General features: G+C 57.4%; 21 protein-coding genes. 12 read left to right on the top strand and 9 right to left on the bottom strand.

Annotation, left to right across the window (positions count from 1 at the left end):
• Positions 1-57: 57 nt before the first annotated feature.
• Complete coding sequence (locus tag HMPREF1206_RS07120) at positions 58-837, bottom strand: DUF3710 domain-containing protein (protein ID WP_016422658.1); 780 nt, start codon at positions 835-837, stop codon at positions 58-60.
• 118 nt (positions 838-955) lie between these two features.
• A complete protein-coding gene (gene dut / locus HMPREF1206_RS07115; RefSeq protein WP_016422657.1) occupies positions 956-1408 on the bottom strand; it encodes a dUTP diphosphatase in 453 nt (150 codons plus the stop codon).
• A gap of 166 nt (positions 1409-1574) precedes the next feature.
• Between dut and HMPREF1206_RS07110 the strand changes: the two genes are divergently transcribed.
• Positions 1575-2051, top strand: coding sequence for a DUF3093 domain-containing protein (locus HMPREF1206_RS07110; RefSeq protein WP_016422656.1), 477 nt, complete (start codon positions 1575-1577; stop codon positions 2049-2051).
• Positions 2052-2160: 109 nt separating this feature from the next.
• On the opposite strand, the gene HMPREF1206_RS07105 is transcribed toward HMPREF1206_RS07110, so the two are convergent.
• Positions 2161-2457: a DUF4193 family protein gene (locus HMPREF1206_RS07105; RefSeq protein ID WP_016422655.1), complete on the bottom strand. Its 297-nt coding sequence runs from the start codon at positions 2455-2457 to the stop codon at positions 2161-2163.
• A 203-nt stretch (positions 2458-2660) separates the two neighbouring features.
• On the opposite strand from HMPREF1206_RS07105, the gene HMPREF1206_RS10980 reads away from it, so the two are divergent.
• Positions 2661-3269, top strand: a complete 609-nt coding sequence (locus HMPREF1206_RS10980) for a LytR C-terminal domain-containing protein (RefSeq protein WP_160310020.1) — start codon at positions 2661-2663, stop codon at positions 3267-3269.
• Positions 3270-3278: 9 nt separating this feature from the next.
• Here HMPREF1206_RS10980 and HMPREF1206_RS07095 read toward each other — a convergent pair whose 3' ends face one another.
• Positions 3279-4256, bottom strand: coding sequence for an inositol monophosphatase family protein (locus tag HMPREF1206_RS07095; protein WP_016422653.1), 978 nt, complete (start codon positions 4254-4256; stop codon positions 3279-3281).
• Positions 4257-4290: 34 nt separating this feature from the next.
• On the opposite strand from HMPREF1206_RS07095, the gene ppgK reads away from it, so the two are divergent.
• Both ppgK and HMPREF1206_RS07085 read left to right on the top strand, forming a co-directional pair.
• Positions 4291-5046, top strand: a complete 756-nt coding sequence (gene ppgK, locus HMPREF1206_RS07090) for a polyphosphate--glucose phosphotransferase (protein WP_042388657.1) — start codon at positions 4291-4293, stop codon at positions 5044-5046.
• A 395-nt stretch (positions 5047-5441) separates the two neighbouring features.
• Positions 5442-7004: an RNA polymerase sigma factor gene (locus HMPREF1206_RS07085; RefSeq protein ID WP_016422651.1), complete on the top strand. Its 1563-nt coding sequence runs from the start codon at positions 5442-5444 to the stop codon at positions 7002-7004.
• Positions 7005-7322: 318 nt separating this feature from the next.
• Here the strand turns inward: HMPREF1206_RS07085 and HMPREF1206_RS07080 are convergent, their stop codons facing one another.
• The 4 genes from HMPREF1206_RS07080 to HMPREF1206_RS07065 form a co-directional block, all read right to left on the bottom strand.
• The gene (locus tag HMPREF1206_RS07080) at positions 7323-8930 is read right to left on the bottom strand and encodes a DASS family sodium-coupled anion symporter (protein WP_016422650.1); all 1608 of its coding nucleotides are present in this window, start codon (positions 8928-8930) and stop codon (positions 7323-7325) included.
• 282 nt (positions 8931-9212) lie between these two features.
• On the bottom strand, positions 9213-9653 hold the full coding sequence (locus tag HMPREF1206_RS07075; RefSeq protein WP_016422649.1) for a hypothetical protein: 441 nt from the start codon (positions 9651-9653) through the stop codon (positions 9213-9215).
• 39 nt (positions 9654-9692) lie between these two features.
• Positions 9693-11438, bottom strand: coding sequence for a DEAD/DEAH box helicase (locus tag HMPREF1206_RS07070; RefSeq protein ID WP_016422648.1), 1746 nt, complete (start codon positions 11436-11438; stop codon positions 9693-9695).
• On the bottom strand, positions 11435-11683 hold the full coding sequence (locus HMPREF1206_RS07065; protein ID WP_005509477.1) for a DUF3039 domain-containing protein: 249 nt from the start codon (positions 11681-11683) through the stop codon (positions 11435-11437). Before HMPREF1206_RS07065 ends, HMPREF1206_RS07070 begins: the two co-directional genes overlap by 4 nt.
• A gap of 174 nt (positions 11684-11857) precedes the next feature.
• On the opposite strand from HMPREF1206_RS07065, the gene HMPREF1206_RS07060 reads away from it, so the two are divergent.
• The 6 genes from HMPREF1206_RS07060 (at position 11858) to galE (ending at position 17526) form a co-directional block, all read left to right on the top strand.
• A complete protein-coding gene (locus tag HMPREF1206_RS07060) occupies positions 11858-12397 on the top strand; it encodes a DUF3099 domain-containing protein (RefSeq protein WP_016422647.1) in 540 nt (179 codons plus the stop codon).
• Between the two features lie 38 nt (positions 12398-12435).
• Complete coding sequence (locus HMPREF1206_RS07055) at positions 12436-14001, top strand: methyltransferase (protein WP_016422646.1); 1566 nt, start codon at positions 12436-12438, stop codon at positions 13999-14001.
• Positions 14002-14436 (top strand): D-aminoacyl-tRNA deacylase, encoded by a 435-nt coding sequence (gene dtd, locus HMPREF1206_RS07050; RefSeq protein WP_016422645.1) that lies wholly within the window; start codon positions 14002-14004, stop codon positions 14434-14436.
• Positions 14437-14572: 136 nt separating this feature from the next.
• Positions 14573-15562: a sigma-70 family RNA polymerase sigma factor gene (locus tag HMPREF1206_RS07045; RefSeq protein ID WP_016422644.1), complete on the top strand. Its 990-nt coding sequence runs from the start codon at positions 14573-14575 to the stop codon at positions 15560-15562.
• Positions 15563-15865: 303 nt separating this feature from the next.
• A complete protein-coding gene (locus HMPREF1206_RS07040) occupies positions 15866-16546 on the top strand; it encodes a metal-dependent transcriptional regulator (RefSeq protein WP_016422643.1) in 681 nt (226 codons plus the stop codon).
• Positions 16543-17526 (top strand): UDP-glucose 4-epimerase GalE, encoded by a 984-nt coding sequence (gene galE, locus HMPREF1206_RS07035; protein WP_016422642.1) that lies wholly within the window; start codon positions 16543-16545, stop codon positions 17524-17526. The genes HMPREF1206_RS07040 and galE overlap by 4 nt, the downstream gene beginning before the upstream one ends.
• A 26-nt stretch (positions 17527-17552) precedes the next feature.
• Here galE and HMPREF1206_RS07030 read toward each other — a convergent pair whose 3' ends face one another.
• The gene (locus HMPREF1206_RS07030; RefSeq protein ID WP_105563755.1) at positions 17553-18665 is read right to left on the bottom strand and encodes a DUF4192 domain-containing protein; all 1113 of its coding nucleotides are present in this window, start codon (positions 18663-18665) and stop codon (positions 17553-17555) included.
• Positions 18666-18894: 229 nt separating this feature from the next.
• On the opposite strand from HMPREF1206_RS07030, the gene HMPREF1206_RS07025 reads away from it, so the two are divergent.
• Complete coding sequence (locus tag HMPREF1206_RS07025) at positions 18895-20097, top strand: PAC2 family protein (RefSeq protein ID WP_016422640.1); 1203 nt, start codon at positions 18895-18897, stop codon at positions 20095-20097.
• A 42-nt stretch (positions 20098-20139) separates the two neighbouring features.
• Complete coding sequence (locus HMPREF1206_RS07020) at positions 20140-22659, top strand: RNA helicase (protein WP_105563753.1); 2520 nt, start codon at positions 20140-20142, stop codon at positions 22657-22659.
• Positions 22660-22690: the final 31 nt, after the last annotated feature.

Raw genomic sequence — 22690 nt, 5'->3', positions numbered from 1 at the left:
AGATCCTCTTCTACCTTGTCAAGCAGCTAGCCTCTCTCTGCTGGCGGGTTAACCAAACTAATTGGTGGAACCATCCGGGTTGATACCAGTAGCGCCTGGCACCTGTCCAGGTTCACCTTCAGCTTGAGCAGCCTGGGTCTGCTGCTGGTATGCCTGACGAATCTGCTCGGCCATCTGGGACGGCAGCGTAACCGGAAGCGGCTGACCTGCTGGCATCGGGTTCTCACCGCGAGAGACGAAGCTACGGGCAAGGAGACCGCGGGCGAGATTCGCAAGTTCCTCCGCCCGATCAGCCGGACCGGAGGCCGTCATGCGAAGCATCCAACGCGGGCCGTCGGCGCCGATGATTCGCATTTCCATATCGGAGGTGCGACCTACGACCTCAGAACCCCACGGCCCCTGCTCGACATGGACATCGAGGCCATCGGACTCAAGACCGTCCTTGATTTCCTGAGCGGACTCCTCCCAGAGGCCACCCGACGTCGGAGCAGCGAATGCTACAGGAGTTACGCGGCCATGCTCAGTGGCGACGTGCAGCATGGTTGGACCTGTCGGCCCCATCTCCACCTGAATATCACCAACGTGAGGAATAGGCAGCAGCATCGAACCGAGGTTCAGGCTGGCCTTCGCGAAGTCCGAAAAACCAAACTGCGTCGGGCTAGCGCTGTTGATATCGAAGGGGCCGTTTGCTGGTGCGTTCTCCGCGGCGGTTTCCGACGCGTCGTCATGCACGGTTGCGGTAGCCTCCTCAGAAGCTGGCGCCGCAGAGTCGGTGGCAACGGTCTCTGCCTCAGCAGCTGGTTCTTCTGGCTGGTTCTTCTTTCCAAATGGCCACATGGTGGTTTATTGACACCTCGCTAAAAAGAAATCTTTGTATACGCTTTTGTAAACGCTTTATTGAGCTCTTCACGCATTGAACCACACTTGGTAGGGTCCCCGCGCTGTCAGAGGCGTTTTAAAGCGTCGTGGACACTCCGGTTGACCCGTGACCTCCCACGCCGCGTTCAGTTTCATCGAGCTCATCGACTTCCACCAGCGGGCTGAGCTCGACCTTCTGCACAACCAATTGGGCAATTCGATCGCCCTTGGCGATCTCCACCGCATTGGTCGGGTCCAAGTTGATCAGGCAGACTTTAAGCTCACCACGGTAACCGGCATCAATCGTGCCGGGAGCGTTGACGATGGACAGCCCCTTTTTGAAAGCCAATCCGGAGCGAGGATGAACCAATCCCACTGTGCCCGCCGGCAAAGCAATGGCAATACCGGTTCCCACGAGCGCCCGCTGCCCTGGTGCTAGGATGACATCCTCCACTGAGCTCAAATCCACACCGGCATCATCGGCATGCGCACGCTGGGGAATCACAGCGTCTTTAGCGAGCTTTTTCACTTGCACCGGGGCATAAGTCATCTCTTTGTATATCCTTCGCTGTCGCGTCTTTTAAGAACCGCACTTCGGCCTTGTCAGTACCGAGCATAGCCGTGCCCTAGAATGGATAACCGTGAGTGGAAAAGATAACCTGCAGCCTCGTCGCGACGACAGCTCAGCATCCGTCTCTGAAGGTGCGGCAATAGCAATGAGCTCGAGCGGAGATTCATCGATTGTCTATTCCGAAAAGCTCTGGGTTCCCTGGTGGTTCTGGGTACTCGGCGCTGCTGCCGTTTTTGTATGCACGGCCCAGATTGGCTTTAACCGTTCACCGTTTTGGCTTGTCATCGGCGGCATTATTTGTCTGGCCGTGGGCGTGTGGGTGCTGTTGACTATGTCGAAGACCACGGTGTCCGTGGAAGTGGACAGCACTGGTGAACGCTGGCTTCACGCTGGCACGGCAGTTTTGCCAGCAACGGTTGTTGCCAAATCCCTGGTGGTCCCGAAGTCCGCGCAGCGCAATGCGTTGGGCCGTCAGCTCGATCCAGCAGCGTTCCTGGTTACACACACGTGGATTCCCACGATGGTGCTGCTAGTCCTCGACGATCCGGACGACCCCACCCCCTATTGGCTGGTCTCCACCCGCCACCCCGAGGCACTGCTTGACAGTCTCTTCGACCGCTAGGTCAAATCTCTCACCGCCGCTACACGCTTGCCGACGGCCCCAGCGCCGCCAGAACCGTGGTAGTGGCGGTTTTCCTTTTTCCTAGGAAGCTATCCCGGCTGTGCGGGGATTAGGCACAGTCCTGACAGATGGGGAATCCATCGCCGTTATCGATTGCGATCATTGAGCGGTGCATCACCATGAAGCAGGAGCCACAGGTGAATTCATCCTCCCCCTTCGGGGCAACATCCATATCGAATTCTTCACCCGCGATGTCGGCAACCGGCAACTCGAACGGCTCAACAATTTCGCCGTCGTCAGTGTCGTCGATTTCCTTCTCAGCAGATGCAGCCTGAAGGCCCTCGAGGGAATCGGTCTCCAGCTCTTCGGTTTCACGAGTACGCGGGGCATCGTAGTTTACAGCCATGTCCCAAACCTTCTTTCTGGACCTTTGCTAGACATTGTGAACTGACTTTTTCTCGGAGAATACAACGCGTTGAGACGATTGACACCCTGTACTCTCCAGCGCCTTTCTCAGCGGATATTAAGGCAATTCACGCAATCTGTCATCTCTGCAGGTCAGAATAGGTTTCTATGCCCATAAGCCGAGGAGAGGATAACATGATGGCTATGAGTTCAGGCCCCGCGAGCACTTCGAGCACATCACATCGACGAAAAATTGTTCCCTACGTGGTGGTTTCCGTCGTTGCTGTAGTGATTGCCGCTACGTTGTGGGTATTGGCATTCCGCAGCCAACCGGCAAGTTATCCGGTGTCCTGTTCCCTCCCCGCGGCTGGGGCCCCTGTTTCCTCCACCACGCTAATCGGAGAGCACGTCGTTCCACCGTCGGATGTTCATGTGCGCGTTTATAATGCCAACGGCAAAGTCGGCCAGGCTACAACCGTCGCCGAGCAATTGCGGCAGCTCGATTTTGTCCTCGATGAGCAGGTTCCCTACGGCAACGACCCTATTGTGGAAAACCAAGACCTCGGTTGCTTCGGCCAGCTGCGTTATGGCGAGGACTTCAATGGCCACGCCGCGGCGCTTCACGCTCTTTTCCCCTGCTTTGAGCTCATCCACGATGGTCGGCCGGATGCAACCGTCGATGTGTCGTTGGGTAAGGGGTTTAAGGATCTCGAAGTAGCCAGCCAGGTTGAGGAAACGATGTCCGCATTGAACCGTGGCGAACAAGCCGACCTAGAGGGTTTGAGCTCGTTAGGCTCGAGCACCTGCTCCTAGACCGACGCACTAATTCCTAGCCTTCGCGATAGCACCATCCAATGCCTCGAAGAACGCATCGGCAACTTCAGAGTTCGCCGCACCGACACCAAAGTCGAGCGGGTCTCCCTCCGGCCGGCCAGTAACGTTGGCACACTGAGTGAATTCCGGGACCCTAATCCTTGCGCCTGCTTCAGCCGCAATCAGAGCACCAGCTGCATAATCCCAAACCTTGATGTCGTGTTCGTAATACGCATCAACACGGCCGTGCGCCACCATGCACAAATCCAGCGCCGCCGATCCCATGCGCCGAATATCTCGACACTCCCCCAGCAACTGCGACGCTATCCGGCCCTGCACCTGCCGGAGACTAGCGGAATAGCTGAATCCCGTTGCCACAAGTGTCTTTTCCAGCTCGGCCGTTGGGGAACAACTAAGCGTCTGCACAGTGCCGTCCCGTCGAGAAACCTGAGCGCCCTCTCCCTTAGCTGCACTGTAAATCTCTCCCGAGGACGCATTTGCCACTGCACCCGCCACTACCTCATCGCCTACGGCGCAAGCGATACTCACGGCACAATTGGGCAGGCCGTAAAGGAAATTCACCGTGCCATCAATGGGGTCTACAATCCAGGTCACCGCTTCGCCCTCGTTGGCAGCCTGCGCTGGGGAACTCGCGCCGTCGTCAAGCCCGCCTTCTTCGCCCAAAATGCGGTCAGAGCTGCTAAACGTCTTGATAAGCGAACGAATGAGCTCCTCAGATTCACGGTCGACGACGGTGACGGGGTCAACAGCTGAGGACTTCGTTTCGGAACTTGCTAAAACGCCATCGGAGCCGAGTTCGACCCGACGACTGGCGATGTGCGCCGCGGCTGCGCGGGCGATAAGTACCGCGCGGTCACGCAATTCCCCGACGCTGGGCCGCACGGACCCGGGGCTATTCGGTGCAGCAGACCCCCTATTATCCGCGCTGTTAGCGAGTTGTTCGGTGCCATGCGAGTTATTGCTCATGCCCCCATTGTGTCTGTTTCGTACAATTTGAGCTATGGGACAACGAATTGGATTTGGCATCGACGTGGGAGGCTCTGGAATCAAGGGTGGCCGCGTAGACCTTGAAACTGGGCAGCTTATTGGCGACCGCATTAAAATTTTCACGCCACAGCCGGCAACTCCGGAAGCGGTTGCGGAGACCATTGCAGAAATTGTGGACATTGCGAAGTGGGATTCCGATGTCGGCATCACGATTCCGTCCGTCGTACAGAATCAGATTGCCTTGCTGGCCGCCAATATTGACGGTTCTTGGGTTAATACGAACTGCCAAGAGCTCTTCGCTAAATACCTGCCCAACAACAAGGCGCACGTGCTTAACGACGCTGACGCTGCCGGCCTCGCTGAAGTCCAGTTTGGCGATCCGGGCAATAAGACAGGCGCCGTGTTGTTGCTAACTTTTGGTACAGGCATCGGCTCCGCGCTTATTCATGACGGACTGCTCTACCCCAATTCGGAGTTAGGCCACCTCATCATTGATGGCATGGAGGCCGAACACTTTGCATCCGCGAGAGTTAAGGATGTGGAGGGGCTCGGCTTCGAAGAGTGGGCTGAGCGCGTGAGCAAGGTGCTTAAGACCTACGAGGCGCTGTTTTGGCCGTCACGGATCATCGTCGGCGGCGGAATCAGTCGCGAACACGAAAAGTGGATTCCGCTGTTGACATGTAAGACTCCAGTTGTCCCCGCAAGTTTGGATAATAATGCGGGTATTGCTGGCGCCGCCTTTGCAGCTGACCAGGGACTTTACCCTTAACCACTTTCATTTCTTATATGGGGATTGGTAGCTACGTGTCGGGCGTGACACGTGCTTGAAGCCATGCCCCGTGGCGGCGATTTTAAGAATTGGTTTACAATAAGAAGTTGACTCACGGCAAGGTTGAATAATCAACAGGCTCGAGGAGGATTGGGAAAATCGAATTCCAGCGCACTGCTTCGATGAGGATTTTCACCGATTACTTCTTCGCTAGGAGCCAGAAAGCAACACTGATGACCGTGGCACGAAAAGGTCAGCTCTGAATGTTTTCCATTCGGCTAGTTGGCTATAGACGAAGTAAAGGCGCACCACTGGCGCGTTGAGCTTCTCTTCGACCGAGAGAAGCTGGCGGCGGCTTTGGCGGCGCACACAACGTACATCGTGAAAGGGCGTTCGTGGCAGGCAACGAACTGGGGCAAGCTCAGGACCAATCCACCGGGAGTGGCACCGGTTCAGCTACTCCTGCAAAGAAGGCTGTAAAGAAGGCCATCAAGAAGGCAGTGAAGAAGACCGTGGCAAAGAAGACTGCCGCGAAGAAAACTGCTGCCAAAAAGACGGCTGCTACCAAAACTGCGGCGAAGAAGACGACCGCTAAGAAGGCAGCGGCCAAGAAGACCGTGAAGAAGGCGGCCAAGAAGTCCGTCGCTAAGAAGACCACGCGTAAGGCCGCCGCCAAGAAGGCAACTAAGCGGACAACGGCTGCGAAGGCCACCGCGGCCAAGGCTGCTGCAGCGAAGGCGAAGGACGCGCAGGCTCTCGACGCAACTGAGAACGAAGAGCTCGAGGACGAGGAACTCGACCACGACTTGGAGCAGGAGCAGGACTACGACCCGGATCTGGATGATGATCTCGAAGACGATGATCTTCACGACGATCTGGATGATGACGACCTCGAAGACGACGACCTCGACGATGATGAAGAAGAGGACGACGAGGACGAAGACGAAGACGAGGATGAAGAGGACGAGGGCGACGAGGTCTGGAACGAGGACGAGTCCGCTCGTCTGCGTCAGGCCCGCAAAGATGCTGCCCTCACCGCCTCCGCCGACTCTGTCCGCGCCTACCTCAAGCAGATTGGTAAGGTCGCGCTGCTGACTGCCGAGGAAGAAGTCAGTCTGGCAAAGCGCATCGAGGCCGGTCTGTACGCGCAGTACAAGATTGACGAGGCCAAGGAAGCCGGCGAGCGCATCGCTTACGCTCAGAAGCGCGACTTGCGCGAGATTTCTCGTGACGGTCAGCGCGCCAAGAATCACCTGCTCGAAGCCAACCTCCGTCTTGTGGTGTCCCTGGCAAAGCGCTACACCGGCCGTGGCATGGCTTTCCTCGACTTGATTCAGGAGGGCAACCTCGGCCTGATTCGCGCCGTCGAGAAGTTCGACTACACCAAGGGCTACAAGTTCTCCACGTACGCAACCTGGTGGATTCGCCAGGCAATTACTCGTGCAATGGCCGACCAGGCTCGAACCATTCGTATTCCGGTTCACATGGTTGAGGTCATTAATAAGCTCGGCCGTATCCAGCGCGAGTTGCTCCAGGATTTGGGCCGCGAGCCCACTCCGGAAGAGCTCGCTAAGGAGATGGACATCACCGAGGAAAAGGTTCTCGAGATTCAGCAGTACGCTCGTGAACCCATTTCGCTGGACCAGACCATCGGTGACGAGGGCGACTCCCAGCTCGGTGACTTCATTGAGGACTCAGAGGCAGTCATCGCTGTGGACGCCGTCAGCTTCACGCTCCTCCAGGACCAGCTTGGCGACGTTCTGGAGACTCTCTCCGAACGTGAAGCCGGTGTCGTCCGCCTGCGCTTCGGCCTTACCGACGGCATGCCGCGTACGCTTGACGAGATTGGCCAGGTCTACGGTGTGACACGCGAGCGCATCCGTCAGATCGAGTCCAAGACGATGTCCAAGCTGCGTCACCCATCGCGTTCGCAGGTTCTGCGCGACTACTTGGAGTAAAGCTTTAACCTGAAGTTGTTCAGGGGCTAACAGCTAGCCCCAGAGAATCGGGCTTGAATGAGGTTTCACACCTTATTCGGGCCCGGTTTTTCTTTTGGTGTCAGCGCTAGTGAGTTACTGACTGCGTTTATGTCAAAAATGACCTGAAAAATGGCCTGAAAGTGTCATAAACTCACGCAGTTTCACATTTGCAGCCAAAAGCCCCGAACCACCAAAGTGGAACGGGGCGAACGGGCATCTAAGCAACGCTAGGCGGAGAAGCCCGGTGGCGGTTCAGCGCACTGCCCCACCATCCACTACGGGCTACTACCTACCCAGCTAGTACACGACGCCGAATACCCACTGCAGGAGCGTCAGCGATGCCACAGAAATCACGATCAGTGCGACGACGTTCAGCCAGACACCGGCCTTGACCATGTTGTCCATGCTGACGTAGCCGGAGCCGTAGGCGATGGCGTTCGGCGGTGTTGCAACCGGCATCATGAATGCCGAAGTAGCTGCCAGTGCAACTGGAACTGCGAAGATCATCTGGTCGTGGCCCAGACCGATTGCCATCGCACCAACCAGCGGCAGGAAGGTCGCGGCCGTCGCGGTGTTAGAGGTGAACTCGGTCAGGAACAGCACAACGGCGCCGACGACAACCACGAGTGCAGCCACTGGCATCCAGCCGAGAGTAGACAGCTGCTCGCCAATCCAGTCCGACAGCCCAGAGGCACCGAACTGTGAGGACAGCGCCAGGCCACCACCGAACAGCAGCAGCACACCCCACGGCAGCTCCAACGCATTTTCCCAGCGCATGAGCTTCACGCCATTAGGGCCACCCGGAATAAGGAACAACGCAATACCCACGGTCATTGCGATAACCGCATCGGCAATCTTGGTGTCGGGCAGCAGCACCGGAACAAAGACCCACGCCAGTGCCGCCGCGATAAACACCAGGAGCACTCGGCGCTCTCCAGTCGACATACGGCCAAGGCGCTTCAACTCGTCACGCATGAGTTCGCGCCCACCTGGAATATGCGTAATCTCCGGCTTAAACAGAGCATTTGTCAGCAAAAACCATGCACAGAGCATGAGCACAACCGCCACCGGGACACCCAGCAGCATCCACTGGCCGAACCCAATGTTGACACCCTGCTCCGCCATGTAGGCCGCCAGCATCGCGTTCGGCGGAGTACCAATAATCGTGCCCAGCGAGCCAATCGATGCCGCGTAAGCGATACCCAGCATCAGCGCGATACCGAAGTTTGACTTTGGCATCGGGTCATAGCTTGACGACGACTCCTCGGCCTCCTCCAGCGCATCCCCACCGGGGGTTTCAGCGACGGATTCACTCGCAGAGCCCGTATCCTCTGCAGGAACCTTTTCATCGTGCAGCATTCGGACAATGAGGCTCAGGACGGACACACCGATTGGCAGCATCATCACGGCCGTGGCCGTGTTGGAGACCCACATCGACAGGAAGCCAGTAGCCACCATGAAGCCGAGAATCAGCATCTTTGGTGACGACCCCATGAGCACCAGAACCCACAATGCGACGCGCTTGTGGAGGTTCCAACGCTGCATCGCCAGCGCCAACAGGAAGCCGCCCATAAAGAGGAAGATGGTCGGGTCTGTGTACTTGCCCGAGAAATCCTTAATCTCCGCGAGGTTGAGAATCGGGAATAGAGCCAGCGGCAGCAGAGCCGTAACGGCAATCGGGATAGCCTCGGACATCCACCACACGGCCATAAGCACTGCTACACCTGCGGTTGCACGCAGGTTGTGATCGAGCTCAGCCGGCATAAAGAAGTACACGAGCAGGGCCAGGATGATACCGAGTCCTAGACCGGTGCGCTTACGGAAAAGCTCTCGGCTGAGGTATCCACGGTCTTGTTGGCCAGGTGACAGTTCCGGGGAGTTGTCGCGCGTAGATGTCGCTGCCACGATTCACGCTCCTATTTAATAATCAGCAGACATCCTGTATTGCACGCATGTTCAAACGTTTACCGCATGTAGGGGATGCCAAATGTGGGTACTTTCTGACACCAATATCATTACCAACACTCGGCCAAATATGAGATTTCACTAAGAAACCCCCGGCCGAAACTGCAGGCAGTTGGGCTTCGGGGGTGGATTACGGGGTTAGCTCATTTCCTGATTGCGTATCTGGCGTTGACCGAAAACTCCGGGCACAAAGTAAGACCGCCATTGATGTCGCTTCCGAACTCACTCCGATTGCTTCTTTGGCTGATCAGTACCCATCTGCTTAGAGATGCACTCGGCATACTCTCCAGAGGTGCGCTCGAACTTCTCGCACTTCGACATCGCATCTGATGTCGACGAATACAGCATCAGCGACACCACGGCGGCTGCAATACCCGTCACAATGCCGACCACGCCCAATCCGAACGAACCGCTGATGACCGCGTCTCCCCCAGCTGCCTGCACGCGCTTCTTAGCACTCATTGCCTTCGCCATCGCGATAATGCCCAGAACAATGCCAAAGACCCCGAGGATGCCACCAACAATCATCCAGGACATCAAGAGTCCGCCGACGCCAAAGATCAGTGCCAGCACGCCAATAGTCCGACCGTCATTGCCTGGTACAGCCGACAAACCACCGCCGGTCAATTCCGACGGCCTCGACTTATCACTGCTTGCCGACATTCTTCTCTCCACCATAGATTGCTCAGTTCGTTTGAAACCCTACCAATTACGCAGGTAGCTGATGCGATCACGCAACTGTTCCTCCGTACATAGCGCAGTCGGCGGACCACCACAGGCGCGCCGAACCTCGTTATGCACTTGACCATGTGGCTTACCGGTTCGCGCCGCTGTCATCGACACCAACGTATTGAGCTCCTTCCGCAACTTCGGCAACACCTCACTAGCCACCTTCTGCGGCCTTGGGTACGCCGATCCTTCAATCCGGTGCACCGCGCCCCCTTCGCCCCCGCTTGACGACGATTCCCTCGCCTCCTCGCGGGCTTCCTTCTCTCGGGCACTGGCGGCTTTAAGCTGTTCATCCTGCCGCTGACGCAGCAAGAGTCGCATCTGATCGGCGTCGAGAAGCCCTGGCAAACCCAGGTAATCGGCCTCTTCGGCGGAACCGGCAACGGTTGCGGTGCCGTAGGAGGAGCCGTCGTAGATGAGGTAGTCGAGTTCAGCATCCGCGCCAATGGATTCGTAGGCCGGCAGCAATTCGTCGGGCTCATCCTTGCGACGATTGGCCTCAGCGACCAAGTCATCTTCCCAGCCTTCCGAAGGCCGATCCGGCTTGCCGAGCACGTGGTTGCGCTGCACCTCCATCTGCGAGGCCAAGTCGAGCAGCACCGGAATCGACGGCAAGAAGACGGAAGCAGTCTCCCCCGGCATGCGGCTTCGCACGAATCGTCCGATAGCCTGCGCGAAGAATAGTGGAGTCGAGGAACTGGTCGCGTACACGCCGACCGCCAGCCTCGGCACGTCCACACCTTCGGAGACCATGCGCACGGCTACCATCCACTCATCGGTGGACTCGGAGAAAGTCTTGATTCGTTCCGACGAGCCCGGTTCATCCGAGAGCACTAACGCCACCGGCGTAGAGGCAATCTGCTCGAGAATGCGTTTGTACGCACGGGCAGTTGCCGCATCGGAGGCGATAACTAGGCCACCCGCGTCCGGGATATGCTGCCTCATCTGCGAGAGCCGGGTGTGCGCTGCCCGCAGCACAGATGGCATCCACTCGCCCTTTGGGTCAAGCGCGGTGCGCCAAGCACGCGTGGTCTCCTCTGGGCTCATCACGGTGCCCAGTCGCGCAGCGAACTCATCACCCGCGCTATCACGCCAGCGAGCTTCACCGGAATAAGCCAAAAAGACCACTGGGCGCACGACGCCGTCGGCAAGCGCATTGGAATAGCCGTACGTGTAATCGGCGACGGAACGCGAGTAACCATCGCCGTCCGGCGAGTAGCGAACAAACGGAATCGCCGCGTCATCGGAGCGGAACGGCGTACCAGTTAGGCACAGGCGGCGTTCGACATCGCCGTAAGCTTCGGAAATACCGTCGCCCCAGCTCTTGGCATCGCCGCCGTGGTGCACCTCGTCCAGAATCACCAATGTCGGCCGAGCGGTGGCTACGGCATGGTGCTTAAACGGATGCACTGCGACTTGGGCGTAGGTCACAACAATTCCCTGGTAGGAGGGGTTTACCACACCCTTGGCGTTAGAGAATTTGGGATCCAACGCAATCCCCGAACGAGCAGCAGAAGCAGCCCACTGCACTTTCAGGTGTTCAGTGGGAACTACGACGATGATGCGCTCGACAATCCGGCGCGACAGCAACTCACTGGCGATACGCAGGGCGAAGGTCGTCTTACCTGCGCCCGGTGTCGCCACTGCAAGGAAGTCCTTGGGGTTAGTCGCCAGGTATTTGTCGAGAGCCTCCTGCTGCCATTTACGAAGCCCGCTCACTTGCGACGCAGGGATTTGTAAATCCGCTCGCAGTCAGGGCATACCGGTGAACCCGGCTTCGCTGACTTCTTCACAGGGAAGGTTTCACCGCACAGAGCAACGACGTAGGAGCCGTTGACCGCGGAGTTCACGATCTGGTCCTTCTTGACGTAATGGAAGAACTTCGGGGTATCGTCCCTCGTCGACTCATCGACGCGGGTATCGGTGCGTTCAATCGTCTTTGTCGTCTTCAATGGAGTGCTCACAGATTCCAATTGTGCCCCATCGGTCAAATTATGCCCAGTGACCCAGGTGCTGGCCGCTGCTGACTGCTGCCTTCCACAGCCATCCACAACATCGCTACGACTACGCGAGCATGCGGCTGCAACGGACATAGCTAGTTGAGACGACCCCACGCCACAGGCGTATGCTAGACAACCATGGCGCGAATCAATGACCGTCGCGACTCCGCGCTGCCGAAACGCGGAAGTTCCCGGCGACGCAAGAAAGACGCGGCGTTGATTACCGACGCCCGCGGCTCTCGGATTCGCAACTATGACCACCGCCGCCACGTCTACGCGGCTCTGCAATGGTCTCGCATTCCGCTGCTGCTTCTTTCCGGCGCTTTTTATCTGTGGTGGGATGTGCCGTGGATTGCAGCGATTCTCATGGTCGTCTCCGTACCCATGCCGTGGATCGCGGTTGTCATCGCCAATGGCGTTGGAGAACCCGCTGACAAGCGTAAGCCGCGCGTCTACAAGCCTGGAGTTGTACGCGAGCAAAACCGCAAATGGGAGGAGCAGCAACGCCAGCGCGCCCTCAAGGAAGCAGAGATGCGCGCGCTCGGTTCTGCCGCCAGTACCGAAGACACCGACGCACCGACGCAGTCCGGTAACGAGACCACCTCAAATCCCTTCGATGACGCAAATGTCATCGATATGCCGGAAGACGACGATTCGTCGTCAAGCTCCCCTAACTAGCCCCTCCGCCCCGCTTTACGACGAAGGTAGTGCCTACGATGACCTTTTCCCCCTCCACCTTCACCCCACCGACTGATCAGCAGCTTCGTGATTTTGTCGACTGTGCGGAGGAATTTGCCACCGCGCTCAGGCGCCTTGAGTTTTCCAGTGAGTCACTGCGTCGAGTCCTAGGCGCCGAGGGACTGGCCGCGCTGGACCGCGGTGAGCCCGGCGTTGTCGATGTTCTACTTACCGAAACTGAGGGCGTTTCTGCGGACACTGTGACCGCGTTGCGTCTTTTCATCCTGGGCGATTTCGCCGACGCACAGCAGCTATTTGGGGCTGAGCTGACAGCCAAGTTACTGGGCAGCGGCATACTTGCCGGCACCGCCACCAACGCACAGGTGTGTATCGATGTGCGCCCGGTCGAGATTGCGGGAGTCGACCGTATTGTCTTTTCCGACCGCGATGCCTCTATGAGCGATCACGTTCCTGGACCCGATCATGTCTTGGGCGTAGGGCGGGCTTCCCGCTCCCTCCTCGATATTTCGCCGACCTCGGCGGTGGAATCCGTACTCGACCTCGGTGCCGGTTGTGGCGTCCAGAGTCTTGCCCAGCCGGATGCAAAGTCGATTGTCGCGACGGACATTCACCCCCGGGCGCTGTTTTTTGCCCGCGCTACTTTCGCCGCAAATGGCTTCGACCAGGCGCAGGCCGTCGAAGGTTCGTGGTTTGAACCGGTTGCAGGCAAGAAGTTTGACCGCATTGTGGCGAACCCGCCGTTCGTCGTAGGGCTGCCAAGTGTGGAACATGTTTACCGTGACTCAGGATTGAATCTGGACGGTGCCACCGAACTTATGATCCGCGGTCTGGCCGACCATCTCACCGACGGCGGCACGGCGCATCTGCTCGGTGCTTGGGCCCATATCGAAGGCGAAAGTTGGCAACAGCGCATCGCCTCTTGGCTCCCTGCTGAAGGCCTCGAAGTGTGGGTAACACAACGAGATGTCGCCACGCCGGCGGAATACATCGGCACCTGGCTTCGAGACGAGTCCATCGACCCCCGCAGCCCAGAAGGCTGCGAGCGCTCCCGTGCCTGGCTGGAGCACTTCCGCAACAGCGGCGTGACAGGCATCGGGTTCGGCTACATCACAGTCCAACGCATTGCCGGCCCGACTTCCGCCGTGTGCGAAGAAATGCCGCAGCCTTTGGCCGCTCCCTTCGGCGCCGAAGCCCAGGAGTATCTCGGCCGCGCCGAATGGCTTCGCGCACAAACTGCTAACACCATCCTCGAAGCTGCCTTTACTGTGCGACCCGGCGTCGCCTTAGAACGCGTTTCGCTTGCCGACGTCGACAGCGGCCAGGGCTTCACTGAGTTCGATACGCGCATCTCACGCACCGACGGCCCCGCCTGGACACACTCAATCGATGAGTCCGTCGCAACCATCCTGGGTGCACTGCATCCCGAAGCTGCCCTGGGCTCCGTCATCGACATCATGGCAATGTTTGGAGCCTTTGATGAGTCCGAAGTCCCTGCAATCAAGGACGCCCTAGTTCCCATCGTCGTTGACTTGGTTCGCCATGGTCTGATTCTCCCCGCCGAGCTCTTGGAGGATAAACAGTAAATGAAAGCCGTTCTCACCCGAGTTAAATCCGCGTCAGTCACTGTCGACGGCTCCGTTGTTGGCCACGTTGACGGAGGCGATACCGGCGCCATTTTGGCGCTCGTAGGTGTTGGCCGCGAGGACACTGCCGATGCTTGGGAAACGATGGCCCGCAAGATTGCGGAGCTGCGCATTCTGGATGGCGAGCTCAGCGCTGTCGACGCTGGCGCCCCGGTGCTCGTTGTTAGCCAATTCACGTTGATGGGGGCGACAAAGAAGGGACGGCGGCCGTCGTGGGTAGACGCGGCTCCGGGCCCAGAGGCCGGACCCGTCATAGAAAAAATTGTCGAGAACTTGCGCAATCGTGGCTTGACGGTCGAAACGGGACAATTTGGAGCGATGATGGAGGTCGCATCCGTCAATGATGGACCCTTTACAGTTCTCATAGAATGCTAGTCGCGGCAGTTTTTCTTAACATTATATTTGCATGGCAAAATTACCCTATTGACATTCATCAACTTTCACGGGAACATTTCCGTAACTCCGTGCGTTGTAGTTATCGAGTCCACTTAAAAATCCAGGAGGCAGATTCATGAAGAGTGCCGATATTCAAAATGACGAACTGGAAGGTCAGCCACGGGACAAGGGGCGCCGCACTGGCAATAACTCCAATCCGTCCGCCGATTTGGTTCGTGTGTATTTGAACGGCATCGGAAAGACTGCTCTTCTCAGCGCTGAAGAAGAGGTGGAACTTTCTAAGCGCATTGAAGCCGGTGTATACGCCGAGCATTTGCTGCAGACCGGCGCGAAAATGACCCGCGCAAAGAAGCGTGATGTCAAGATTTTGGCAAAGGAAGGTAAGGCTGCACGCGCCCACCTACTCGAAGCCAATCTCCGTCTTGTGGTCTCGCTGGCGAAGCGCTACACCAACCGCGGTATGCCTCTGCTGGATCTAATCCAGGAGGGCAACTTGGGCCTCATCCGCGCCATGGAAAAGTTCGACTACACCAAGGGTTTCAAGTTCTCCACTTACGCAACGTGGTGGATTCGCCAAGCTATTACCCGCGGTATGGCTGATCAGTCGCGCACCATTCGCCTCCCTGTTCATTTGGTTGAGCAGGTCAACAAGATTTCTCGTATCAAGCGTGAGCTCTACCAGCAACTCGGCCGTGAGGCTACGAATGAGGAATTGGCAGAGGAATCCGGCATTCCAGAAGCCAAGATTGAGATGCTGCTGCGTCAGTCCCGCGACCCGGTGAGCTTGGACATGCCGGTGGGCACTGATGAGGAAGCTCCTCTGGGAGACTTCATCGAGGACTCAGAGGCAACTGATGCCGAGGAGGCAGTTGTCGCTTCCCTGCGTCACCACGATGTCCGCAAGGTTCTGTCCACTCTCGAGATTCGAGAGCAGGAAGTTATTAAGCTCCGCTACGGTCTCGACGATGGCCTGCCCCGCACGCTGGATCAGATTGGCCGCCACTTTGGCCTGTCTCGAGAGCGCGTCCGCCAGATTGAGCGGGAAGTTATGTCCAAGCTCCGCGAGGGTGACCGTGCTGACAAGCTGCGTGAGTACGCAAACTAACGCCACATGGCGGTGACATCGATAGGGTTCCTAATTTCAGCCCTGAGATAGAGCTGGACTTCAATGCCGACCCCGTGCCGGAGTTTCATCCACACTGGCGGTCGGCGTTTTCGTCTGCACGTCGAACTTTCGACATCGCGTACGCTCCCTTCCGTCTCAGCAGCGCCCACCGAACCAAGCTTTTCGCTGCCTAATCAGCACCAAAGCCACTAGATTTGCGAGCCCTAACATCTTTCTTGCGCAAGTGTGGTTATCCTAATACTTGAGTGAAAACTTTTAAGACTGTGTTATCGGAGGAAAACCGTGAGGGATTTGGTTGACACCACGGAAATGTACTTACGTACGATTTTCGAACTCGAAGAAGAGGGCATCATTCCTTTGCGTGCTCGCATTGCCGAACGCCTTGAGCAGTCGGGGCCGACCGTTAGCCAAACCGTTGCGCGCATGGAGCGCGATGGCCTTCTCGTAGTTGCCCCAGATCGCAGCTTGCAGCTTTCCGACGAGGGCCGCAGGCTGGCCACGGCTGTCATGCGTAAGCACCGCCTAGCTGAGCGCCTACTTACGGATGTCATTGGCCTCGAATGGGACAAGGTTCACGACGAAGCCTGCCGCTGGGAGCACGTAATGAGTGACGAGGTCGAGCGCAAACTTCTCGACGTGCTTGACTCTTACACACGCTCCCCATTCGGCAATCCGATTCCCGGTTTGGGAGACCTCGGTGGGACTCAGTCACCAGAGTCGTTAGAGAACGTTCGCCGACTGTCCGATCTAAACCCCGGCGAGTACACCGTTGAGATCGTCCAGATTAACGAAATCCTGCAGGTCGAGCAGAGCTACATGAAGCGTCTCCACAAGGCTGGAATTATGCCGGGTACTGAGGCACTTGCCGAGGTTGCCGCCGGCCGCGTGACTCTCGCCCGTGGTGATCATTCTCTTGACATTCCGGATACTCTGTCTCACGCAATCATGGTGATTATCAAATGAAACTCCTCGTCACTGGTGGTGCCGGCTACGTCGGTAGCGTGTGCTCGGCAGTATTGATTTCTCTTGGCCACGACGTCACCATTCTGGACAACTTCTCTGTTGGCAACCGTGATGCGGTGCCAGAGGGCGCGACCCTAGTCGAAGGCGATGTGGCGGACAAGGCCTACGAGGTTCTGTCCTCCGACAGCTTCGACGGCGTCGTTCATTTCGCTGCGAAATCGCTTGTTGGCGAGTCTGTTGAGGTTCCTTCCGACTACTGGCACAACAATGTGGGCCAAACCCTGAAGCTACTCGACGCAATGCGTGATACCGGTACGAATAACCTGGTGTTCTCTTCGACAGCTGCAACCTACGGTGAGCCAGAGAAGACACCAATTACCGAAGACATGCCAACCGCACCGACCAACCCTTACGGTGCCACCAAGCTGGCCATGGACTACGCCATCTCGTCTTACGCCAAGGCATACAACATCGGCGCTACCAGCTTGCGTTACTTCAATGTGGCGGGTGCCTGGGGCGGTTTTGGCGAAAACCGTGAGGTGGAAACTCACCTCATCCCCCTGGTACTGCAGGTTGCGCTCGGTCACCGCGACAAGATTATGGTCTTTGGCAATGACTGGCCGACTCCGGACGGCACCGCGGTTCGTGACTACATCCACATCAAAGACCTCGCCGATGCGCACGTCTTGGCACTGGAGTCCAACACGCCGGGAACCCACCGTATCTTCAACCTCGGTTCTGGCGACGGCTTTTCGGTTCGCCAGGTTATTGAGACCTGCCGTAAGGTCACCGGTCACCCGATTCCTGCTGAGGATGCACCGCGTAGAGCCGGTGATCCGGCAACCCTTATTGCCTCTTCTCAGCGCGCCATGGACGAGCTCGGATGGAAGCCCAATCATACGGAGCTGGAAACCATCGTCGCCGATGCATGGGAGTACACCAAGAACCTCGGCGACCGAGCCCACTCGGCGCACCGCTAGGTACTGCAGCACAGCTTGCAGGGTCGCTAATCAATACGCGGCATTTTCACCTTGTATACCCTGCGCAGCACCTCTTGTGCCGCACCAAGAATTGTGCCAACGCACCTCGGCACAATTTGATTGGCGACCGCAATTTCCAGCAACTGAGTCAGTGAATGATTCGGTTGCTCCCCCGCTGCCTCATCGAGAGCTGTTTGCGCATAGTTCTCCAGCCCAGCCGCGAACTTTGCGATGGCAAAACACGCTAAAGCGTTAGCACGCAGGCTGCCGCGGTGGACGATTGCGGCCTCGCGCCAGATTTCTCCCATTGATTGCGCCAACTGCGTAGTAATGAAAATCATGGACATATCGCGCAAGGTGACGTTGGTCAGTGCTGCAGCAATGGCATATCCCGCGGTTTCATCGCGAACCGCCTCATGTGCATCCATCACACCATCGGCCACGTTTTCCACGGCGGCTTTTAGCATGTCGAAATGCTCGATGAGCGCGGGATTGTCCGAACCAATTTTGAGCTTCCTCGGCTGCTCAACGGCTGTCGCTCGTTCCCGGAGGCGTTCAATCAGAGCCCTGTCTTTACTGTCGTGGAATTGGCCACCTCGAAAATAGCTGCGGTACTCCTCATAGTTTTTGAAAATCTGCTCTCCCTGCCGGGAGATCAGATTTGCATTGTCGGTCATCAGACTGTCACCGACAATGCCGACGATCTCTCCCTGCTCGTCCGTGACAACTTCCCCCGCAGCAATAGTGGCAACGCCCGCCAAACGCACCTCATGCAGGCCGCCTTCTCGCAGCCAGCCTGTAATAGGTGTGGAGTCCTTTTCAATCCCCCAGGATTCGTCGATGATAAACACATCTGCGTGAGTGCATCCTTCATCGAGCAGGAAGTCCGCGGCTGCCCGCACCAAGTCAGGATTGTTCTCCATCGAGGCCACATCCTTAATCAGCATCGGGCCAGCATGCGCTGTCGGATCAAACTCGACCTTGCCATCGATGAGATCTTCGACCTGCTGACGATACAACGCCGCAATCACTACCTGCCCCCGCGGATAGAATCCAACGATTCCCGGCAGGTTCGTCAGAAAAACACTCGGCTCAATTTCAGGCTTTTGTCCTGCACCGAAGTTCTGTTTGTTTCCCATTAATTCCTTACCCCTTTTCCCCCATTGGAATAGCTCGACAGCGGACAATCCTCTCGCCATCTGGTGGCTCTCATTGTTATCGAATCCGCAACAGCCTTGCTTGTGCGCGACCGGAAAAATCGGCCCATCTGTGGACTACTTTCTACTTGTGGATAACTGGAATAGTTTCTGCGGTATCGTGGTTGTTTACTTCAAATGACGAAAAATGTGATGCAGGAGGTAGTCGTACGTGAGTGATCCGACCGACAAGCCTCAGGGCAATATGTACGAGGTAGTTTTTCCGGTTCCTGACGTAACGGGAAGCGAGGGCCATCTGACCCTGGTCATTGCACTTAGCGGTTATGCGGATGCCGGTAATGCCGTCTCGGAATCAGCTAGTTTCCTCTTGGATGCTCTCGAGCACCGTCCATTGGTGAACTTTTCTATCGACGAGCTGATTGATTATCGTTCTCGCCGTCCCTCTGTGACGATGAACCACGACCAGATTGTGGATGTATCCGATTTGAACCTGTCACTCAATGTGGTTCGCGACAACGTCGGTAAGCCGTTCTTGCTGCTTTCTGGCCCTGAGCCAGACATGCGGTGGGAGGCTTTCTCGACTGCCGTTGCAGAGTTGGCGGAGCGCTACGATGTCGGTCGGACTGTGTCGCTGTACTCGGCTCCGATGACGGTTCCGCACACCCGACCACTGGGCATCATCGCCCATGGCACAGATAAGCGGAAACTCGGTGATATGCATACCTGGGGAAACCGCGTCACAGTTCCGGGTGCTGCGAGCCTGAACATTGAGTACGAGCTCGCAAGCCGCGGTTGTGATGCCTTTGGTTTCACCGCACAGGTGCCACACTATGTCGCGGCCTCTGAGTATCCGCTGGCGTCACTGCGGCTGTTGCAGGAGGTAGCAAAACTAGCCAAGCTCGAGCTCCCGCTTGAGGCGTTGGAGAAGGAATCCGCGCGGGTGGCGGAGCTGCTCAATACGCAGACGAATGATTCCGGCGAGGTCTCTCAGCTGGTCAATCTTCTCGAGGAACAGTACGACCAGGAAGTTCAACGTCGTCAAGAGCTGGAGACTTCTCCCCTGCTTGGACCTAACGGCGAGATGCCTTCGGCCGACGAGATTGGCGCTGAGTTCGAAAGGTTCCTCGCTTCTCAACCGCTGCGCCCAGTAGAGGATTCTTCCTCGCTTGACGACGAGGCGGAGACCCCGGCCAGCTCGGATTCCTCGGCAACTACATCAGAGGACACTGACGCACACTCGGAAGAATCCGAGTCGGCCTCGGCGGATGATAGGTCTGCGGAGTTTTCTGCAGACGGCACTGCCGAACAGCCTGAGTCAGAACAGCCTCGGGAAGAGCAGGCGGAAAGCGAAGAATCCGGTGAACCGGAACAACCTCGCCGTCGGCGCGGCTGGAAGCCCTGGTTCCGCTTCTAATCCGGGGTTACCGCTAGGGTGGGAAGCGTGTCACTATCTGAAATGCTTCCCGACCTAGCTGAGGTTCCAGAGTCCCTTTTCGACGATGCGATTATGGACTCGTTCATTGCCTGGACCAGGGATCAGGGCATCACGCTCTACCCGGCCCAGGAGGAGGCCGCTATTGGTCTCGCTGGTGGCGACCACGTCATCCTTGCCACTCCGACAGGTTCGGGCAAGTCCATGGTGGCTATTGCTGCCCACTTCTGCGCCCTCGCTCGTGGCCAGCGCAGCTTTTACACAGCGCCTATTAAGGCCTTGGTCAGCGAGAAGTTCTTTGCCCTCTGCGAGGTCTTTGGCGCTGAGAACGTCGGTATGATGACCGGCGATGCCACCGTCAACGGTGGTGCACCCATCATCTGCGCAACTGCGGAAATTGTCGCCAATATCGCCCTGCGCGACGGGGCCGACGCCGATATTGACCAGGTGGTAATGGATGAATTCCACTTCTATGCGGATCCCGATCGCGGGTGGGCATGGCAAGTGCCCTTGCTCGAGCTTTCCCGTTGCCAATTCCTGTTGATGTCCGCCACTCTCGGCGATACTCAAAAGTTTGAGACGGATTTGAAGGAACGCACGGGACTCGACGTCAACCTCGTTACAGGTACGACGCGCCCGGTACCGCTGGATTTCCACTATGTCTACACACCAGTTCATGACACGCTGGCGGAGTTGCTGGAATCCGGCAAAGCCCCAATCTACATCGTCTTTTTCTCCCAGCGCCAAGCAGCTGAACAGGCTCAGGCACTGACCGGTCTGAAGCTGCTGACGAAGGAGGAGAAGGAGCGGATTCGCGAAGAGATTGGCGATTTCCGGTTTACCACGGCCTTTGGTCGAGTTCTTTCCAAGTTGGTGCGCCAGGGCATTGGCGTCCACCATGCGGGAATGCTGCCGAAGTACCGTCGTTTGGTTGAGCGTCTCTCTCAGACTGGTCTGCTGAAGGTCATCTGTGGCACGGATACCCTCGGCGTCGGCATTAACGTGCCTATTCGCACGGTGCTGATTACCGGTTTGGCCAAGTTCGATGGCCGTCGTAGCCGTATTCTCAAGTCACGCGAGTTCCACCAGATCGCTGGACGCGCCGGCCGTGCTGGCTACGACACCGAGGGCACCGTAGTTGTCGAAGCACCTGAACACGAAATCGAAAACGCCAAGCTGCGGCGCCGTGCCGGCCAGGATGAGGCCAAACTGAAGAAGTTGCGGCTGAAGTCCGTTCCCAAGGGCGAAGTGACATGGTCGGAGAAGACCTTCGACAAAATCGTTTCTCAGCCACCGGAGCCGCTGACCAGCCGCTTTGCAGTTACCAACGGTATGTTGCTCAACGTCATTGCACGTGGTGGCGATACCTACGAACACATGCGTCATCTGCTGCGCACCAATCACGACACCCGCCACCAGCAAAATGAGGCTATTCTGACCGCAATTGAGCTCTACCGCGGTTTGGTCAACGCGGGAATCGTCGTCATGCATGGCGAGGGCGATGACTGCCGCCCCGAGCTGACAATGGAGCTGCAGCGTGACTTCGCGCTCAATCAGCCGCTGTCGCCTTTCGCCATCGCCGCGCTCGAACTGTTGGATAAGGACAGCCCGAACTACGCACTCGATGTCATCAGTGTGTTTGAATCAATTCTGGAAGACCCTCGCCCACTGCTCATCGCGCAGCAGAAAAAGGCACGCGGTGAAGAGATCGCCGCGCTCAAGGCCGAAGGCGTTGATTACACCGAACGTATGAACATCGTCGAAGACATCACATGGCCGATGCCGCTTGCCGACGAGCTGGAGGGTGCATTCGACACCTATGCTCAAGGCCACCCGTGGGTGCGTGAGTTTTCGCTGTCGCCCAAGTCTGTGGTGCGCGAGATGGTGGAAAAGGCCATGACTTTCTCGGACGTGGTATCTGAGTATGGAATTGCCCGCTCCGAAGGTATTTTCTTGCGCTACCTCACCGATGCCTGGCGCACTTTGCGACATACTCTCCCACCGGAAGCCGCTAACGAGGAGCTCCGGGACATTGTGGAATGGCTCGGCGAGCTCGTTGTACAGGTGGATAACTCCTTGGTGGATGAATGGGCGCAGATGGCCGATCCGGACAAGCCATTGGACGAGGAAACTCTCAAGGAAGCGGCTTTTGGCACCGACGAGTCGCGGCCCCTTACGGGCAACGAACGCGCATTCACCCGTATGGTGCGCAATCTCATGTTCCGCCACGTGCAGCTCTTTGCCTTTGAAAAGGAGGAGGAGCTGGCCGACCTGGACAACTACCTCGACGACGCACCGGATTGGCCTGCCGCGATGGATGACTACTTCGATGAATACGATGACCTAGGCATCGATGCAAAGGCTCGCGGTGGCGATATGATTTCGATTGACCGCCAGGCTGGTGAGGGCTTGTGGCACGTGATTCAGATACTCGATGATCCCGAGGGCGACCACGGTTGGCGCTTTGAAGCGGATATTGACTTGGCTGCATCTGATGAATACGGCGAGGTCAGGTTGGCATCGCTGCGAATTATTCAGGGATAGACGCGAAAAACCGGGCTGGAACTGCCAGCCC

Origin of the sequence: Corynebacterium sp. HFH0082 (genome assembly GCF_000411235.1) — a bacterium.
GTDB classification, from domain to species: Bacteria; Actinomycetota; Actinomycetes; order Mycobacteriales; family Mycobacteriaceae; genus Corynebacterium; species Corynebacterium jeikeium_D.
This window is presented reverse-complemented; position numbering and strand designations above follow the sequence as displayed.

Coding starts and splice junctions, on each gene's coding strand:
- HMPREF1206_RS07060 (WP_016422647.1), top strand. CDS start 11,858: ATGGCGCGAATCAATGACCGTCGCGACTCCGCGCTGCCGAAACGCGGA.
- HMPREF1206_RS10980 (WP_160310020.1), top strand. CDS start 2,661: ATGAGTTCAGGCCCCGCGAGCACTTCGAGCACATCACATCGACGAAAA.
- HMPREF1206_RS07110 (WP_016422656.1), top strand. CDS start 1,575: ATGAGCTCGAGCGGAGATTCATCGATTGTCTATTCCGAAAAGCTCTGG.
- dut (WP_016422657.1), bottom strand. CDS start 1,408: ATGACTTATGCCCCGGTGCAAGTGAAAAAGCTCGCTAAAGACGCTGTG.
- galE (WP_016422642.1), top strand. CDS start 16,543: ATGAAACTCCTCGTCACTGGTGGTGCCGGCTACGTCGGTAGCGTGTGC.
- HMPREF1206_RS07055 (WP_016422646.1), top strand. CDS start 12,436: ATGACCTTTTCCCCCTCCACCTTCACCCCACCGACTGATCAGCAGCTT.
- HMPREF1206_RS07045 (WP_016422644.1), top strand. CDS start 14,573: ATGAAGAGTGCCGATATTCAAAATGACGAACTGGAAGGTCAGCCACGG.
- HMPREF1206_RS07105 (WP_016422655.1), bottom strand. CDS start 2,457: ATGGCTGTAAACTACGATGCCCCGCGTACTCGTGAAACCGAAGAGCTG.
- HMPREF1206_RS07120 (WP_016422658.1), bottom strand. CDS start 837: ATGTGGCCATTTGGAAAGAAGAACCAGCCAGAAGAACCAGCTGCTGAG.
- HMPREF1206_RS07095 (WP_016422653.1), bottom strand. CDS start 4,256: ATGAGCAATAACTCGCATGGCACCGAACAACTCGCTAACAGCGCGGAT.
- dtd (WP_016422645.1), top strand. CDS start 14,002: ATGAAAGCCGTTCTCACCCGAGTTAAATCCGCGTCAGTCACTGTCGAC.
- ppgK (WP_042388657.1), top strand. CDS start 4,291: ATGGGACAACGAATTGGATTTGGCATCGACGTGGGAGGCTCTGGAATC.
- HMPREF1206_RS07030 (WP_105563755.1), bottom strand. CDS start 18,665: ATGGGAAACAAACAGAACTTCGGTGCAGGACAAAAGCCTGAAATTGAG.
- HMPREF1206_RS07075 (WP_016422649.1), bottom strand. CDS start 9,653: ATGTCGGCAAGCAGTGATAAGTCGAGGCCGTCGGAATTGACCGGCGGT.
- HMPREF1206_RS07020 (WP_105563753.1), top strand. CDS start 20,140: ATGCTTCCCGACCTAGCTGAGGTTCCAGAGTCCCTTTTCGACGATGCG.